Source organism: Rhizobium sp. EC-SD404, assembly GCF_902498825.1.
Classification (GTDB): domain Bacteria; phylum Pseudomonadota; class Alphaproteobacteria; order Rhizobiales; family Rhizobiaceae; genus Georhizobium.
Genome location: NZ_LR701459.1, coordinates 1,035,459 through 1,050,467, shown reverse-complemented (window position 1 = coordinate 1,050,467; position 15,009 = coordinate 1,035,459). Strand labels below are relative to the sequence as shown.

Genomic DNA, 15,009 nt, shown 5'->3' with positions numbered 1-15,009 from the left:
GGTTTCGGACAATTCGCCGGAAAGGTCAATGCTCGGCAGCCGGCGCGTGGAGCGCAGCCACAGCATGCGCAAGCCCCGGCATGAGTGCTGCCTGGCCTGCGACGAGGATACCATGGTCGGTCTCGGCTCGGTTATAGGCGATCGTTTCGGCCGAAAGCGTCATCACCTGACCGCCGACACGCGATAGAATGAGATCTGCGGCAGCGATGTCCCAGTCGCGCGCTTTGGCACTGACGAGCGTCGCGTCGAGCCGGCCGTCGGCCACCATGGCCAGCCGATAGGCGAGCGACGGAATATGCGGCATGCGCGTCACATCCCGGCCGAGGCGTTCGGAAAGGCCTTCGACCAGCGGCTTGGGCGCGGCGAACCGCAATGGCTGGCTGGCATCAATCGGCGGGACGGAGAGCACTTGACCATTCTTCTGCGCCTGGCCGATCTGCGAGGCCGAAAATGTCTCCGCCAGCGCTGGTGCGACGAGAACACCCGCCACGGGACTGCCGTCGGACACGATCGCGATGGACACGCACCAGGTGTCCATGCCTTCGATGAAGGCGCGCGTGCCGTCGATCGGGTCGACGACGAACACGTCACGATGCGTCAGCCGGTCCGCGGCATCCACCGTTTCTTCGGAAAGCCAGCCATAGTCGGGCCGGGCTCCAAGCAGTGCATCCTTCAGGAAGCTGTCGACCGCCATGTCCGCCGCCGACACCGGCGAGGTTCCGCCGTTCTTGTACCAGACGTCCGGAGCATTGCGGAAATGGCGCATGGCAATGCGTCCCGCCTCCTCGGCTGCACCGAGGATCAGGTCGAGATCGGCCGTCCAAGAGGCGGCTTCGCGGGCATTATCGGCCGGCAAGCGTCATTCCTGCGATTGCAATTGTTGGAGCGGCGGTCCCGAACTTGCGGTCGATGTCGTTGGCGGGCGTCAGCCGCATGAACATGTCTTTCAAGTTCGAGGCGATGGTAACTTCGGCGACGGGATAGGCAATCTCACCGTTCTCGATCCAGAAGCCGCTGGCGCCGCGGCTGTATTCGCCGGTGAGCATGTCGACACCATGCCCGATCAGTTCGGTGACGTAGAAACCGGTGCCGATCTGACGGATCATATCTTCCGGCGACATGTCTCCCGGCTCGAGCGCAAGGTTGGTCGAGCCCGGATTGACGTTGCTGCCGCTGCGAACACCGCGCCCGTTGGTCTTCAGGCCGAGTTCGCGCGCCGTCGAGCTGGAGAGGAACCAGTTTGCCAGAACGCCATCGTCGATCATCGTCATCCTCGCACCGCGCACGCCTTCGCCATCGAATGGCTGGGACGCGGGGCCGCGATGGATCAACGGATCGTCGGTGATCATGATGCCGGCCTTCATCACCTGCTTGCCCATCTTGTCGCGCAGGAAGCTCGTCTTTCGCGCAACCGACGCGCCATTGATCGCGCTGGCCACGTGGCCGACGAAGCCCCGTGCAACCCGCGGATCGAAGACAACGGTGATGTTGCGACCGGTCTCTGCCTGGCGCGGCGCCACGCGTCGGACCGTGCGCTCGCCGGCCCGCTTCCCGATGAGTTCGGGACTGTCGAGTTCGGCGGCGAAGAGCCGGCTGTCGAAATCGTAATCGCGCTCCATCTTTGTGCCTTCGCCGGCGATGACGCTGACCGAACGGCCGAAGCGCGTGGCCATGAAGGAACCGGAAAATCCGTGCGACGTGACGAGCACCATTCCGCCCATGCCGGCCGATGCACCCGCACCTGAGGAATTGCTGACGCCGTCCACCGCCAACGCCGCCGCCTCCGCGGCCAGGGCCGCTTCGGTCAATTCGCTCGCCGAAATATCCGTCGGATCGAAGCGGTCGAGGTCGATGATCTCATGGGCGAGATTTTCAGGATCGGCGAGGCCTGCATAGGCATCTTCCGGTGACACGCGGGCCATGGCGACCGCGCGCTCGGCAAGTTCTGCCAGATCCGCGCCGGGGCCGGCGGATACGCTGGCGACCTTTTTGCCGACAAAGACCCGAAGGGAGAAATCGTCGCTTTCGGCGGCATTCGTGCCTTCGACCTTGCCGAGCCTCACCGAGACCGACTTGGAGCGCCCGCGCGCAACGACCGCGTCCGCCGCATCGGCTCCGGCGCTCTTGGCAAGCTCGACGAGCCTCGCGGCTTCCTTTTCCAGCGCGCTCGTATCGATCATCGAAACTCCTGAAGCGTTGTGCCGTCCCGGCATCTTCGGTGCGGCAAGACTTTGCGGACGAGATGGGCGGTCGACGTCAGACCGCCTACCCCCTCATGTATTGCGCCTGCTGCAGCGCATCAAGCCGCGTGCGCCCTGTTCAACGCGTCACGAACCGCATAGACAGGCCGTCGGTTTTTCATCTCGAGGAGAGCATCCATGGCCGGGCCCTTTCATCTCGCCTTTCCGATCCGCGACATCGAAGAGACGCGCAGCTTCTATCGCGACGTGCTCGGCTGCGCGATCGGCCGGGAATCGGAGACATGGATCGATTTCGATCTCTTCGGTCATCAGATGTCCGGCCATGTGCGTCCATCAGCGCGCGACACCGGTGCGGAAGGCAGTGGAACGGTCGACGGCAAGGCAGTGCCCATCCCGCATTTCGGCGCCGTCCTGACCATGGACGAGTGGCGCGCGCTGGCCGAGCGTCTGAAGGACGCGGACGGGATCGACTGGATCCTGGAGCCACAGATCCGCTTTGAGGGCCAACCGGGCGAACAGGCGACGCTGTTCATCCGCGATCCGTCCGGCAACGCGCTGGAATTCAAGGGCTTCGCCGACATGGACGCCGTGTTCGCCGCTTGAGGCCGTCCTGGCCTTCCGCGATCAATGGCCGCGGTGGGCCTTCGCATGCTGCTCGAAAGCCTCGTCCAGCGCGAATTTCAGCTGATCGCGCACCGGCGCCGAAGCGGCAAGAATCTCCGCCACCCTCGGGAAATCGAGCACGCGGAAACGGCTGACGTCGGGCCGCAGGAAAATGTCCGGCGGGCATGCCTTCAGCTTCATCGCAATGATCGACTGCATCATCAGCTGGTTGGCGCCGAAAATCGCATCCATGCGGGTCGGAATGCGCGCCTCGTTGCCGCAAGGTCCGCCCGCGACGTCGATGGCGATGACGATGTCAGCCAGACCCAGCAAATGATCATAAGGCACGGGATTGTAGATCCCGCCATCGATCAGCACACGGCCGCCGCGAATGACGGGGCGGAAGACGGCCGGTATGGCAGCCGAGGCACCGAGCGCATTGTAGAGATCGCCGGTGTCGCAGATCCGCTCGCATTGGGCGTAATAGTCGGTCACGACGATCTTCGTCGGGATCTGAAGGTCGGCGAAATCCTGAGGGATCGCCTGCGGCAGGAAGCCGTGCAGGATGCGTTCGATATCGAACTGGCCGAACTGGCCGCGCTTGCGGCGGAACATCTCGCTGATCGTCTGAGGACGCATCTTCCACAGCCGGCTCGCCACTTCCGACCAGTTGCCGACGGTTGCGAGCGCGAACTCGCTGATCTCGCGGCCCCGCATGCCCGACGCCATGGCCGAACCGATGATTGCGCCGATCGATGCGCCGGAAATCGCGACAGGCTGAATGTCGAGATCGTTCAACGCCTCGACGACATGGATATGCGCAATTCCGCGCGCGCCGCCGCCACCGAACGCGACGGCGACCGTCGGCTCGGAGGTCCGACGCCGCATTTCCAGCGTCATCGCTGATGGCTCGTTGACGATGCTCATGATCCGTTTCGTCCCGGCTCGTAACGATAGAAATGAATGCTCGTTTCCCCGAATACACGTGATTCAAGAGGAAAAAATGAACGCGACAGCTCGGGGCTCTGATCGGAGCGTTCTTCGAGCAGCACAAGTGCGCCGTCCGCGATCCATCCGTCGACCGCCGCGCCATTCAACGCAGCTTCACCAAGGCCTCTGCCGTAGGGCGGATCCGCGAAGATGAAGCTGTAGGGCTCCAGACCACGGCATGCGCCGAGCGCGGTTGCGTTGCGCCGGAAAATCTTGGTGCGGCCCATTAGGCCGAATGCCTCGATGTTCGCTTGGATCAGGGCGCGGCCTTCAACGGATTGCTCCACGAAAATCGCCGATGACGCTCCGCGCGACAGGGCTTCGAGCCCGACTGCGCCGGTGCCGGCGAAGAGTTCCAGCACGCGTGCACCCTCGACCGCGCCCGGATAGGCGTGGGCGAGAATGTTGAACAGGCTCTCACGGGTTCGATCGCTGGTCGGGCGGATGGCGTCGGAACGGGGCGCCTTCAGTGACCGCCCGCCGAATTCACCGCCGACGATCCGCATTGCCAGGTCCTTTCGATCCGCCCGCACCGCGTGGGCCACCACCTGGCTTGCCGTCTCTCGGCTTGCCGCCGCTCGGCTTTCCATCTCTGGGCTTGGCATCTCTGGGCTTGCCAGCGCCTGCAGGTCTGCCGCCCGAAGGACGGGCACCGGCACCCGGCTTGTCACCAAAGCTGCGACCAGCACCTGCCGGCTTGCCTGGACCACCTGTAGGACGCGGACCGCGACCGGCTGGTCTTTCCGATGCACCGGCCGGAGCGGGACGCCCCTGGCTTCTCGGCCGATCTTCGCCGCTCGATGGCGGCCTGCTGCCTTCCGTACGGGTGCCTGCGCCTCTGGCGCCAGGGCCTCTGGCAGCGCCCGATCCTTCCGGACGATCCGGGCGACGCGGACGTTCGTCCCTGCGCGGACGCTCGCCGTCGCGCGGCGCATCGCTTCGAGCGCGATCGGATCCAGCGAATGCCGGCTTGCCGCCTCGCGCCGGACGGGCAGCATCGCGTCCCTCGCCTTGGTCGCGACGCGGCGAACGGGCGCCGTCCCTGCTCCCAGCGGGACGCGCATTCGCATCGCCGCTTTCGCGACGGGGGCGAGCGCCTGCCCGATCTCCACGCGTTTCCCGCTTGGCATCGCGCTCAGCCTGACGACGGTCGGCATCTTCCTTCTCGGCCGCGCGCTTCGGGCCCATCGGCCGCGCACCGGGCGCGATCCAGACATTGCTCGATCGACGCACCTGCGGTGTCACCGGCTTGCGCGGACCGTCCTTGCCGGCAGCATCCTTGCCCCGTGGGCCGTCCTTGCTGCGGGAGCCGTCCTTGCTGCGGGGACCATCCTTGGCGCGTGGTCCGTCTTTGCTCCAGCCGCCTTCCTTGGCGCCGCGCCCGGTTTCCTCTCGCTTGGTGTCGAGACGGCCACGGAGTCGCTCGTTGCGTTCCGCCGGCTTTTCGCCGAATGGCTTCGGTTTCGCGCCTGATTTCTGCTTGCTGTCGTCGGCCTCTTCGGCACCATCGGTCTGGTGCAGAATGGGCGCATCGAAATCGGCGCCGGCTTCTTCGATGAGGCGCGGTCCGAGCTGATCGCGCAGCATGCGGCCACGCACTTCCACCACCTGGCCTTCCGGCAGATCCTGAAGCTGGAACGGGCCATAGGAGATGCGGATCAGGCGGTTGACGTCGAGGCCAAGCGCGCCAAGCACGTTCTTGATCTCGCGGTTCTTGCCCTCGCGGAGACCCATCGTGATCCAGACATTCGACCCCTGCTGACGGTCGAGCGTCGCTTCGATGCCGCCATAGAGCACGCCTTCCACGGCGATGCCGTCTTTCAGCGTGTCGAGCTTTTCCTGGCTGATGTCGCCATGGGCGCGCACGCGGTAGCGGCGCAGCCAGCCTGTCGTCGGCAATTCCAGGACGCGCGCGAGACCCCCGTCATTCGACAGAAGCAGCAGGCCTTCGGTGTTGATGTCGAGACGCCCGATGGACATGACCCGCGGGAGCGCCTTCGGCAGCCGTTCGAAAACAGTCGGCCGGCCTTCGGGATCGCGATTGGTCGTCACGAGACCGGCGGGTTTGTGGTAGAGCCAGAGCCGTGTGCGCTCGATGCCGGTGACGGCTTCGCCATCGACTTCGATCGCATCGGCAAACGTGGCGTTGATGGCCGGCGTATCGAGCACCTTGCCGTTCAATGTCACGCGGCCTTCGGCGATCATGCGTTCCACATCACGACGCGAGGCGATGCCGGCGCGGGCGAGAAGCTTGGAAATGCGCTCGGGTTCGGACGGCGCAGCCGCTGCACCCGACTCGGCCACGGTTGCCGATGCCGGCTTGGTTTTCTTGTCGCGAACCGGCGGTTTCGAACGGGGGGCGGCACCGCCCTTGCCCTTGGGCTTGTCTTTGAAGCTCATTGTGAGATTTGCCTTTTGTCGGGCGCTTTCCTATCAGGTTGCCCGATCTGGATTAAGAGAAAAATGGCTGAACAAGAGCGCCCGACATTCATGGACCACGCGCTGGCCGCTGCGGAAGCGGCCGGTCTGCGCGGCGAAGTGCCGGTCGGCGCCGTTATCGTGCTTGGAGGCACCATCGTCGCTGCGGAAGGCAATCGCACGCGCGAGTTGCGCGACGTGACGGCCCATGCCGAGATCGCCGCCATTCGCGCCGCAGCCCGCGTCCTCGACAGCGAACGGCTTTCAGACTGCGACCTCTACGTGACGCTCGAACCTTGCGCCATGTGCGCAGCGGCGATTTCCTTCGCGCGCATCAGGCGGCTCTATTTCGGCGCTTCAGACCCGAAAGGTGGTGCCGTGATCAGCGGCGGCCGCTTCTTCGACCAGCCGACCTGCCACCACGCGCCGGACGTCTATGCCGGGATCGGCGAAGCCGGGGCTGCGCGCATCCTGAAAGAGTTCTTCGCGCTCAAGCGATAGCTTGCCGTAGTTCGTTAAAACGGCAGCCACTTCTGGCGCAGCGACTGTCCGCGCGTCGCTTCCTGCATGCGCCGGCGTTCCTTGGTCCGCTCCGATTCGCCCATGTCACCCACCGGAGCGGTCGCTACCGGCTGGCGATATTCGAGCGGCGGCTCCGACAGGAAGTTGCGCGTCGTGGGATCGGCTGCACGGGCGATCTCCTGACGGGCGCGGTAATCGGCCTGTGCTTCGGCACCGGAAACGCCGCTTGGGAGCCCGATCGGACCGCCAACGGGACCACGGCGAGGATTGGGCGCCTCGCGCCCTGCCCCACCGCCGGCTTCGCGCTGGGCGAGCGGCGAGCTGAAGCTGCCGGTTCCGCCCGAAAGATCGGCCTCGGCACGCAGGCGGGCCCGGGTTTCCTCAGGCGATTCAGGCCACGCTTCCGTCCGTGCCAACGCAGTCTGCGGCGCGGGCAGCGCCGACGTATCGGTTGGTTGAACAAGGTCAGGCCGTGGCTGATAGGCAATGTCACCACCCTGCTGGGGGCGAATGGACGCCACGTCGCCGATGTCGTTGAGAAGCTGCGTGGTCGCATCTGTACCGGTGCCGTATGTCGGGCTGCCGAGACAGCCGGAAAGCGTCATCGCCACACCGCCCAGCATCGCGGCCCTCATGGCCAGTCGCACATGCATTCCCATTGTCATCAGGATCTTTCCCCGCCTTATCGGCCGTGAAACGTAAAGCTCGCCCATGCGTCAAGAATCCGGCCATTTCCGGGCACGGTCATAGCGAATAGTTCATGCTTGAGCAATCCGACCGCCCCTAAAGGCGGCCGAGTTCCGCCAGTTCCTTGAGCGCCGCCGCATCGCGTGCCGACACATCTGGATAGGCGGGATCGGAACCGACATCGTCGGTGATGCGCCACGAGCGCGCGCATTTCCTGCCGCTCGCCTCGCGCGGCACGACCGCGACGCTGCCCACATCATCCAGGCGGAACGCGTCATCCGGTCCCTTGCCGGACACGAGCTCGATGCCGGACGTGATGCAGATTTCGGAGAAATCGAGCCCGTCGAGCGCGTTCAAGAGCGCCGGATCGTCGACATAAACGACAGGCGCGGCTTCGAGCGAAGAGCCTATGCGCTTTTCGCGACGCTCCACTTCCAGCGCGCCGGTGACGACGCGGCGCACGGTGCGGATCTTCTTCCACTTGGCGGCGAGCACCTCGTTTTCCCAGTCGACGGCAAGCCGCGGGAACTGCTCCAGATGCACCGAGACCTTGGACGGATCGCGCGACAGCCATGCTTCTTCCATCGTGAAAGGCAGCATCGGCGCCATCCAGGTCACCAGGCAATCGAATATCTGCCGAATGACGTGCAAGGACGCCTTGCGGCGCAGGCTCGAGGGTGCGTCGCAGTAAAGCGCGTCCTTGCGAATGTCGAAATAGAACGCCGACAGCTCCACATTGGCGAAGTCGATCAGGGCGCGCGAGATGCGTTTGAAGTCGAAATCGTCGTAGCCCTTGCGCACCACACGATCGAGCTCCGTCAACCGGTGCAGCATCAGCCGCTCCAGTTCGGGCATGTCATGCAGCGCAACATCCTCGCCCTCGTCGTGGGCGAGCGTGCCGAGCATCCAGCGGATGGAATTGCGCAGCTTGCGGTAGGCGTCGATGTTGGTCTGGATGATCGCCTTGCCGAGACGCTGGTCCTCGCCGTAATCCGTCGTCATCACCCAAAGCCGGAGTATGTCGGCGCCCGACTGGCTCATCACCTCTTGCGGGGTAACGGTATTGCCCTTGGACTTCGACATCTTCTCGCCCTTCTCATCCATGGTGAAACCATGGGTGACGACGGTGTCGTAGGGCGCGCGACCACGCGTGGCGCAGCTTTCGAGCAGCGAGGAATGGAACCAGCCGCGGTGCTGGTCGGAGCCTTCCAGGTAGACGTCGGCGGGCCATTTCAGGTCCGGACGATCCTCGAGCGTGAATGTGTGGGTCGATCCGCTGTCGAACCAGACGTCGAGAATGTCCCGGACCAGGTGCCAACGGCCGTGATCATGATCGTTTCCGAGGAAGCGCTCCTTGGCGCCTTCGGCGAACCAGGCATCGGCCCCTTCCGCCTCGAAGGCTTCGAGGATGCGGGCGTTCACCGCGTCGTCGACGAGGATTTCTCCCTGGTCGTCGGCGAAGATCGCGATCGGCACGCCCCACGCCCTTTGACGGGACAGCACCCAGTCGGGGCGATCCTCGATCATCGCGCGCAGACGATTCTGGCCGGCGCCCGGCACGAACCGGGTCTGGTCGATGGCGGAGACGGCGCGGGTACGCAGCGTCGAGCCATCCTCGTACGCCTTGTCCATGTGGACGAACCACTGCGGCGTGTTGCGGAAGATTACCGGCTTCTTGGAGCGCCAGGAATGCGGATAGGTGTGCTTCAGCCGGCCGCGCGCAAAGAGGTTGTTGGCGGCAATCAACGCTTCGATGACGCGCTTGTTGGCATCGCCCTTCTTGCCCTTGTCGTCGATGACGCGGGCAGCGCCGCCTTCCGCATCTGGACCGAAGCCCGGTGCGTCTGCGGTGTAGAAGCCGCCGTCGTCCACCGTGAACGGGATCTTCGATGAAATGCCGCGGGCTTCAAGCTCACGGGCATGGTCCATCCACACGTCAAAGTCTTCGCGGCCATGGCCGGGGGCGGTGTGGACGAAGCCTGTACCGGCATCGTCGGTGACGTGGTCGCCGGCCAGAAGCGGCACGGCAAATTCATAGCCGCCGCCAAAGCCCTTGAGCGGATGCGCGCAGACCGTTCCTTCGAGTTCAGCTGCGGAGACCGAGCGAAGCTTCGTCAGGGTGATCTTCGCCTTGGTGGCGCAATCCTCGGCCAGCGTTTCGGCGAACACCACCTTGTCGCCTGGCTGCGGCCCGAAATCGTTCTCGCTCGCCGACACTTCGTAGAGCGCATAGGCAACGCGCGACGAATAGGAGATCGCCCGGTTGCCGGGCATTGTCCAGGGCGTGGTGGTCCAGATGACGATCGCGGCACCCAACAGATCCGACGAGGTCGACGCGCGGTCGGCAACTTCGGCGTCCGATGGGCCTTTCAAATGACCGTCGGCACCGACATCCACCGCAGTCCGGGCCGGCGCTGCGGCTTCGGCGATCGGGAATTTCACCCAGACCGTGTCGCTTTCGTAGTCCTGGTACTCGACTTCCGCCTCGGCCAGAGCGGTGCGCTCGACGACCGACCACATGATCGGCTTCGAGCCGCGATAAAGCTGGCCGGACTTCGCGATCTTCATCAGTTCGCCGGCGATGCGCGCTTCGGCGTGGAAGTTCATCGTCGTATAGGGCTGATCGAAATCGCCTTCGATGCCGAGGCGCTGGAATTCTTCCGTCTGGACCGCGATCCAGTGGGCTGCGAAGTCGCGGCATTCCTGGCGGAATTCGTTGACCGGCACCTTGTCCTTGTCGAGACCCTTGGCGCGATACTGCTCCTCGATCTTCCACTCGATCGGCAGGCCGTGGCAGTCCCAACCTGGCACGTAGTTGGCATCGCGGCCGCGCATCTGGAATGAGCGCGTGATCACGTCCTTCAAGATCTTGTTCAGCGCATGGCCGATATGGATGTTGCCGTTGGCATAGGGCGGGCCGTCATGCAGCACGAACTTGTCGCGCCCGGCGCCCGCTTCGCGAAGCTTGCGGTAGAGCTGCATTTCCTGCCAGCGCTTGACGAGTTCGGGCTCCTTCTGGGGAAGGCCCGCGCGCATGGGAAATTCGGTCTGCGGCAGATAAAGCGTCGTGGAATAGTCCATCGCCTCTGCGCTTGTCGTCGCCTGGTCGTTCATGATGTCCGCTTTTCGTGCGTTGCCGGTCGCCTGGAGCCGGCTGTCCGTCTATCGATCGAGACTGAGAAGATCGGCGCCTGCCGCCATGCCGAAACGAGGGCTATCGGCCAGACAGGAAGGCGCATGCCGTATTTTTACCCGGCCCTTCGGCGGCCCGCTCTCTAAGCGCGCGCACGAAAAGCCGGGCCCGTAATTCGCAGCAATCTGTGCGCCTTATCGCTCGACATGGCGCCGCTTCTATCAAGCGACGCCTGTTGAATAAAGCGGTTTCTGACGGGCTCGCGCCAGTCTCAGAAGTTGAGCGCCTTATCGAGGGGTCCGAGCGGTTGGACCGATGCGAGCAAAGCGCGCGCCTCTTCCTCGTCCCGGCGCATCTGCACGACGAGTGCATCCAAGCCATCGAACTTCTGCTCCGGCCGAAGATAGCCGAACAGCGTCACCGAGCAGGTCTCTCCGTAAAGATCGCCTGAGAAATCGAAGACGTAGGTTTCGAGCAGCGCCTCTCCTCCTGAATCAACGGTCGGTCGATAGCCATAGCTGGCAACGCCGTCGTGCAGGGTTCCGTCCGCTCTTCTGAACCGCACAGCATAGATGCCGGGTGCCAGCGTCGCCTCTGGAGGCAACGCCATGTTGGCAGTCGGATAGCCGAGCGTGCGGCCGAGCTGCTTGCCGCCGATGACAGTTCCCTGCACCTGGAACCGGTAGCCGAGCAGGCCAGCAGCCAACGTCACAGCGCCATCGGCGAGTGCCGAACGGATCCGGCTCGACGAGACGATGTCTCCGTTTTCATCCGAGAACGCCTCGACGAGCGTCACACCGAAGCCGGCCTCGTCGCCGGCCGTCGCCAGAAAATTAGGTCCGCCCTGGCGACCCTTGCCGAAATGGAAATCGTGGCCGGTGACCACATGGCGCGCCGCGAGTTGCTCGACCACGATCCGCTCCACGAAGGTCGATGCCGTCTGGGCGGCAAAGTCGGTGTCGAACGTGCATTCGACCACGCCGTCGCAGCCCGCAAGCTCCAGAAGCGTAGCGCGCAACGGCGATGGCGTCAGCCGGAACACCGGCTCGGCCGGCTTGAAGAAGCTGCGCGGATGCGGCTCGAAGGTTAGAACGATCGTTGCGCAACCGAGTTCGGCACCCTTTTCGAGCGCTTCGCACAGCACCGCCTGATGACCGCGATGGACGCCGTCGAAATTGCCGATCGCGACCACCGCGCCTTGCAGCGCGGCTGCGACGGGCTCGCCGGGCCGCAACTCCGCCGTGATGAAGCCTTGATCGTGACCGCCCCGGTTCATCCGCCCCACCTCATCCGAGCGCGGGCATCCAGTAGTGCGGTCGGGCGGAATTGTCTTCCAGGAAGTCCGCGAGCCTGTCAGCGTCGATGCGCCCACCGTCGGCATAGTCCCGCGCATGGATGCCATTGGCGATATAAAGCAGGTCGAGCCCGTAATCCTGGGCACCCTTCACATCGGTCGGCAGGCCGTCGCCGATGGCGATGGCGCGGGGGGCCGCCACATCCGGCTTCAACTCCGCGACGAAGGCCAGCGCGGCATCGTACATCGCGGGATAGGGTTTGCCCGTGATGCGCGTCTCGCCGCCCATCTCGTCGTAAACGGCAGCAAGTGCGCCGGCACACAGAACGAGCTTGTCGCCGCGCTCCACGATCAGGTCGGGATTGGCGCAAATGAACGGAACACCGCGCTCGACCCATGGCGCGAACATCTCACGGTAGTCGTCGGGCTTGTCGTTCTCGTCGTCGTAGGGACCGGTGCAGACGACGGCCTGCGCCTCGTCCTCACCAACGACTTCGACACCAAGGCCCTCGAGCAACGTCAGGTCGCGGTCGAGGCCGAGAAAGAACACCTTCTTGGGGCCGGCTTCGATCAGCTTCCGCGTGACATCGCCCGATGTCACGATGCGATCATAGGCGCTGCGTGGGACGCCGATACCGTCCAACTGCAGGATGACGTCCTGGTTCGGGCGCGGCGAATTGGTGATCAGAACGACCGAAAGCCCGTCCTCGCGCGCCCGGCTGAGTGCCTCACAGGCATCGGGCCAAGCGACGACGCCGTTGTGCAGCACGCCCCACACATCCGACAGAACCGCATCGTAGGTCTGATGCAGGCTCGCGAGATTTTCGATTTTCTGAATCATCGGGCGCGCTGATGCTCCGCACTATGCAGTGTAAGGGGGACGAATGAGGCTCGCGCGTGACATCGCCCAGACGGCGCTCGAAAACAAGGGGTATCGAGGTCGCCGAACCAAATCGACTTGGCTCGCCAAATGCCTTGACAGTCACCCGAGCCACGCCTATCTCCGGCTCCAGTTAGCACTCCCCAAGCGTGAGTGCTAACTCCCCAGCGCGGCTTCAACGAGGCTGCGCCATCTCATGTCATTCGACCGAGGGTAAGACAATGGCAACCACCAATTTCCGTCCGCTGCACGACCGAGTCGTCGTCAAGCGCGTCGAATCCGAACAAAAGACTGCCGGCGGGATCATCATCCCGGACACCGCTAAGGAAAAGCCGCAGGAAGGCGAAATCGTCGCCGTCGGCTCCGGCGCCCGTGACGAAAGCGGCAAGCTCGTCGAGCTCGACGTCAAGGTTGGCGATCGCGTGCTCTTCGGCAAGTGGTCTGGCACGGAAGTCAAGATCGGCGGCGAAGACCTTCTGATCATGAAGGAAGCCGACATCATGGGCATCATCGGCTGAGCCGAGCCCTTTCGACCCCATTCAATGCATCCAATTAGGGCAATAGCCCGGGAGTTTTACAATGGCTGCTAAAGAAGTAAAATTTGGCCGCAGCGCGCGTGAGCGCATGCTGCGCGGCGTCGACATCCTCGCCGATGCCGTCAAGGTCACGCTCGGCCCCAAGGGCCGCAACGTCGTCATCGAAAAGTCCTTCGGCGCACCGCGCATCACGAAGGACGGCGTATCGGTTGCCAAGGAAATCGAACTTGAAGACAAGTTCGAGAACATGGGCGCCCAGATGGTCCGCGAAGTTGCTTCGAAGACCAACGACGTCGCTGGTGACGGCACGACGACCGCAACCGTTCTCGCCGCTGCCATCGTTCGCGAAGGCAACAAGGCCGTAGCGGCCGGCATGAACCCGATGGACCTGAAGCGCGGTATCGACCTCGCCGTCAAGGAAGTCGTCGAGAAGCTGGCAGCCGCTGCCAAGCCGATCAACACTTCGGCTGAAGTCGCACAGGTCGGCACCATCTCCGCCAACGGCGACAAGCAGGTCGGCGAAGACATTGCTGAAGCCATGCAGCGCGTCGGCAACGAAGGCGTCATCACCGTCGAAGAAGCCAAGACTGCCGAAACCGAACTCGAAGTCGTCGAAGGCATGCAGTTCGACCGTGGCTACCTGTCGCCCTACTTCGTGACCAACCCGGAAAAGATGGTCGCTGAACTGGATGACCCGTACATCCTTCTTCACGAAAAGAAGCTGTCCAACCTGCAGGCGATGCTCCCGGTTCTGGAAGCCGTCGTTCAGTCGGGCAAGCCGCTCGTCATCATCGCTGAAGACGTCGAAGGCGAAGCTCTCGCAACGCTCGTCGTCAACAAGCTGCGTGGCGGCCTGAAGATTGCTGCCGTCAAGGCTCCGGGCTTCGGCGATCGCCGCAAGGCAATGCTCGAAGACATCGCGATCCTGACCGGTGGCCAGGTGATTTCCGAAGACATCGGCATCAAGCTCGAGAATGTCACCCTCGACATGCTCGGCCGCGCCAAGAAGGTCTCGATCACCAAGGAAAACACGACGATCGTCGACGGTGCCGGACAGAAGTCCGAAATCGAAGGTCGCGTCGCCCAGATCAAGGCTCAGATCGAAGAGACCTCTTCTGATTACGACCGCGAGAAGCTCCAGGAGCGCTTGGCCAAGCTCGCCGGTGGCGTTGCCGTCATCCGCGTCGGCGGCTCGACGGAAGTCGAAGTCAAGGAACGCAAGGACCGCATCGACGACGCGCTGAACGCTACGCGCGCAGCCGTCCAGGAAGGTATCGTGCCCGGTGGTGGCGTCGCTCTCCTACGCGCTTCCTCCACACTCACGGTCAAGGGTCAGAACGCCGACCAGGACGCAGGCGTCAACATCGTCCGTCGCGCTCTGCAGGCTCCTGCCCGCCAGATCGTCGAGAACGCCGGTGAAGAAGCATCGATCGTCGTCGGCAAGATCCTCGACAAGAACGACGACAACTACGGCTACAACGCTCAGACCGGCGAGTATGGCGACATGATCGCCATGGGTATCGTCGACCCGGTCAAGGTCGTTCGTACCGCACTTCAGGACGCAGCCTCGGTTGCCGGCCTGCTCGTCACGACCGAAGCCATGATCGCGGAAGCTCCGAAGAAGGACTCCCACGGCGGTGGCGGCGGCATGCCGGACATGGGCGGAATGGGCGGCATGGGCATGATGTAAGACACGCTTTAAAGCGTGTCGGCATCACCTGCCGATCAATGGACAAGGGCGGCCT

At 63.9% G+C, this 15,009-nt stretch carries 13 protein-coding genes; 4 read left to right on the top strand and 9 right to left on the bottom strand.

Translation table 11 applies throughout. The features are described 5' to 3' along the window. Positions 1-25 precede the first annotated feature (25 nt). Both GC125_RS05995 and GC125_RS05990 read right to left on the bottom strand, forming a co-directional pair. The gene (locus tag GC125_RS05995; protein ID WP_286165380.1) at positions 26-856 is read right to left on the bottom strand and encodes a 3'(2'),5'-bisphosphate nucleotidase CysQ; all 831 of its coding nucleotides are present in this window, start codon (positions 854-856) and stop codon (positions 26-28) included. Then, positions 843-2,180 (bottom strand): TldD/PmbA family protein, encoded by a 1,338-nt coding sequence (locus GC125_RS05990; RefSeq protein WP_502706037.1) that lies wholly within the window; start codon positions 2,178-2,180, stop codon positions 843-845. The genes GC125_RS05995 and GC125_RS05990 overlap by 14 nt, the downstream gene beginning before the upstream one ends. Positions 2,181-2,378: 198 nt before the next feature. On the opposite strand from GC125_RS05990, the gene GC125_RS05985 reads away from it, so the two are divergent. Beyond that, entirely contained in the window at positions 2,379-2,804 is a 426-nt protein-coding gene (locus tag GC125_RS05985; RefSeq protein ID WP_151984578.1) for a VOC family protein, read from the top strand. A gap of 21 nt (positions 2,805-2,825) precedes the next feature. On the opposite strand, the gene GC125_RS05980 is transcribed toward GC125_RS05985, so the two are convergent. Genes GC125_RS05980 through GC125_RS05970 form a run of 3 tightly spaced genes read right to left on the bottom strand, consistent with a single transcriptional unit; the run spans position 2,826 to position 6,194 of the window. After that, positions 2,826-3,731, bottom strand: coding sequence for a patatin-like phospholipase family protein (locus tag GC125_RS05980; protein WP_286165379.1), 906 nt, complete (start codon positions 3,729-3,731; stop codon positions 2,826-2,828). Continuing rightward, the gene (rsmD, locus tag GC125_RS05975) at positions 3,728-4,300 is read right to left on the bottom strand and encodes a 16S rRNA (guanine(966)-N(2))-methyltransferase RsmD (RefSeq protein WP_151984576.1); all 573 of its coding nucleotides are present in this window, start codon (positions 4,298-4,300) and stop codon (positions 3,728-3,730) included. Before rsmD ends, GC125_RS05980 begins: the two co-directional genes overlap by 4 nt. Continuing rightward, positions 4,281-6,194: a pseudouridine synthase gene (locus GC125_RS05970; protein ID WP_151984574.1), complete on the bottom strand. Its 1,914-nt coding sequence runs from the start codon at positions 6,192-6,194 to the stop codon at positions 4,281-4,283. Before GC125_RS05970 ends, rsmD begins: the two co-directional genes overlap by 20 nt. A gap of 63 nt (positions 6,195-6,257) precedes the next feature. Here GC125_RS05970 and GC125_RS05965 point away from each other — a divergent pair, with 63 nt between their 5' ends. Then, positions 6,258-6,713, top strand: a complete 456-nt coding sequence (locus GC125_RS05965) for a nucleoside deaminase (protein ID WP_151984572.1) — start codon at positions 6,258-6,260, stop codon at positions 6,711-6,713. Positions 6,714-6,727: 14 nt separating this feature from the next. On the opposite strand, the gene GC125_RS05960 is transcribed toward GC125_RS05965, so the two are convergent. The 4 genes from GC125_RS05960 to GC125_RS05945 form a co-directional block, all read right to left on the bottom strand. Beyond that, complete coding sequence (locus GC125_RS05960; RefSeq protein WP_151984570.1) at positions 6,728-7,399, bottom strand: hypothetical protein; 672 nt, start codon at positions 7,397-7,399, stop codon at positions 6,728-6,730. Positions 7,400-7,517: 118 nt separating this feature from the next. Then, complete coding sequence (ileS, locus tag GC125_RS05955; protein WP_151984568.1) at positions 7,518-10,535, bottom strand: isoleucine--tRNA ligase; 3,018 nt, start codon at positions 10,533-10,535, stop codon at positions 7,518-7,520. Positions 10,536-10,825: 290 nt separating this feature from the next. Beyond that, the gene (locus GC125_RS05950) at positions 10,826-11,830 is read right to left on the bottom strand and encodes a bifunctional riboflavin kinase/FAD synthetase (RefSeq protein ID WP_151984566.1); all 1,005 of its coding nucleotides are present in this window, start codon (positions 11,828-11,830) and stop codon (positions 10,826-10,828) included. Between the two features lie 10 nt (positions 11,831-11,840). Further along, a complete protein-coding gene (locus GC125_RS05945; protein WP_151984564.1) occupies positions 11,841-12,689 on the bottom strand; it encodes a TIGR01459 family HAD-type hydrolase in 849 nt (282 codons plus the stop codon). A 260-nt stretch (positions 12,690-12,949) separates the two neighbouring features. Between GC125_RS05945 and groES the strand changes: the two genes are divergently transcribed. Next, entirely contained in the window at positions 12,950-13,246 is a 297-nt protein-coding gene (gene groES / locus GC125_RS05940) for a co-chaperone GroES (protein ID WP_151984562.1), read from the top strand. A 61-nt stretch (positions 13,247-13,307) separates the two neighbouring features. After that, positions 13,308-14,954, top strand: coding sequence for a chaperonin GroEL (groL, locus tag GC125_RS05935; RefSeq protein WP_151984560.1), 1,647 nt, complete (start codon positions 13,308-13,310; stop codon positions 14,952-14,954). The last annotated feature ends 55 nt before the right edge of the window (positions 14,955-15,009 follow it).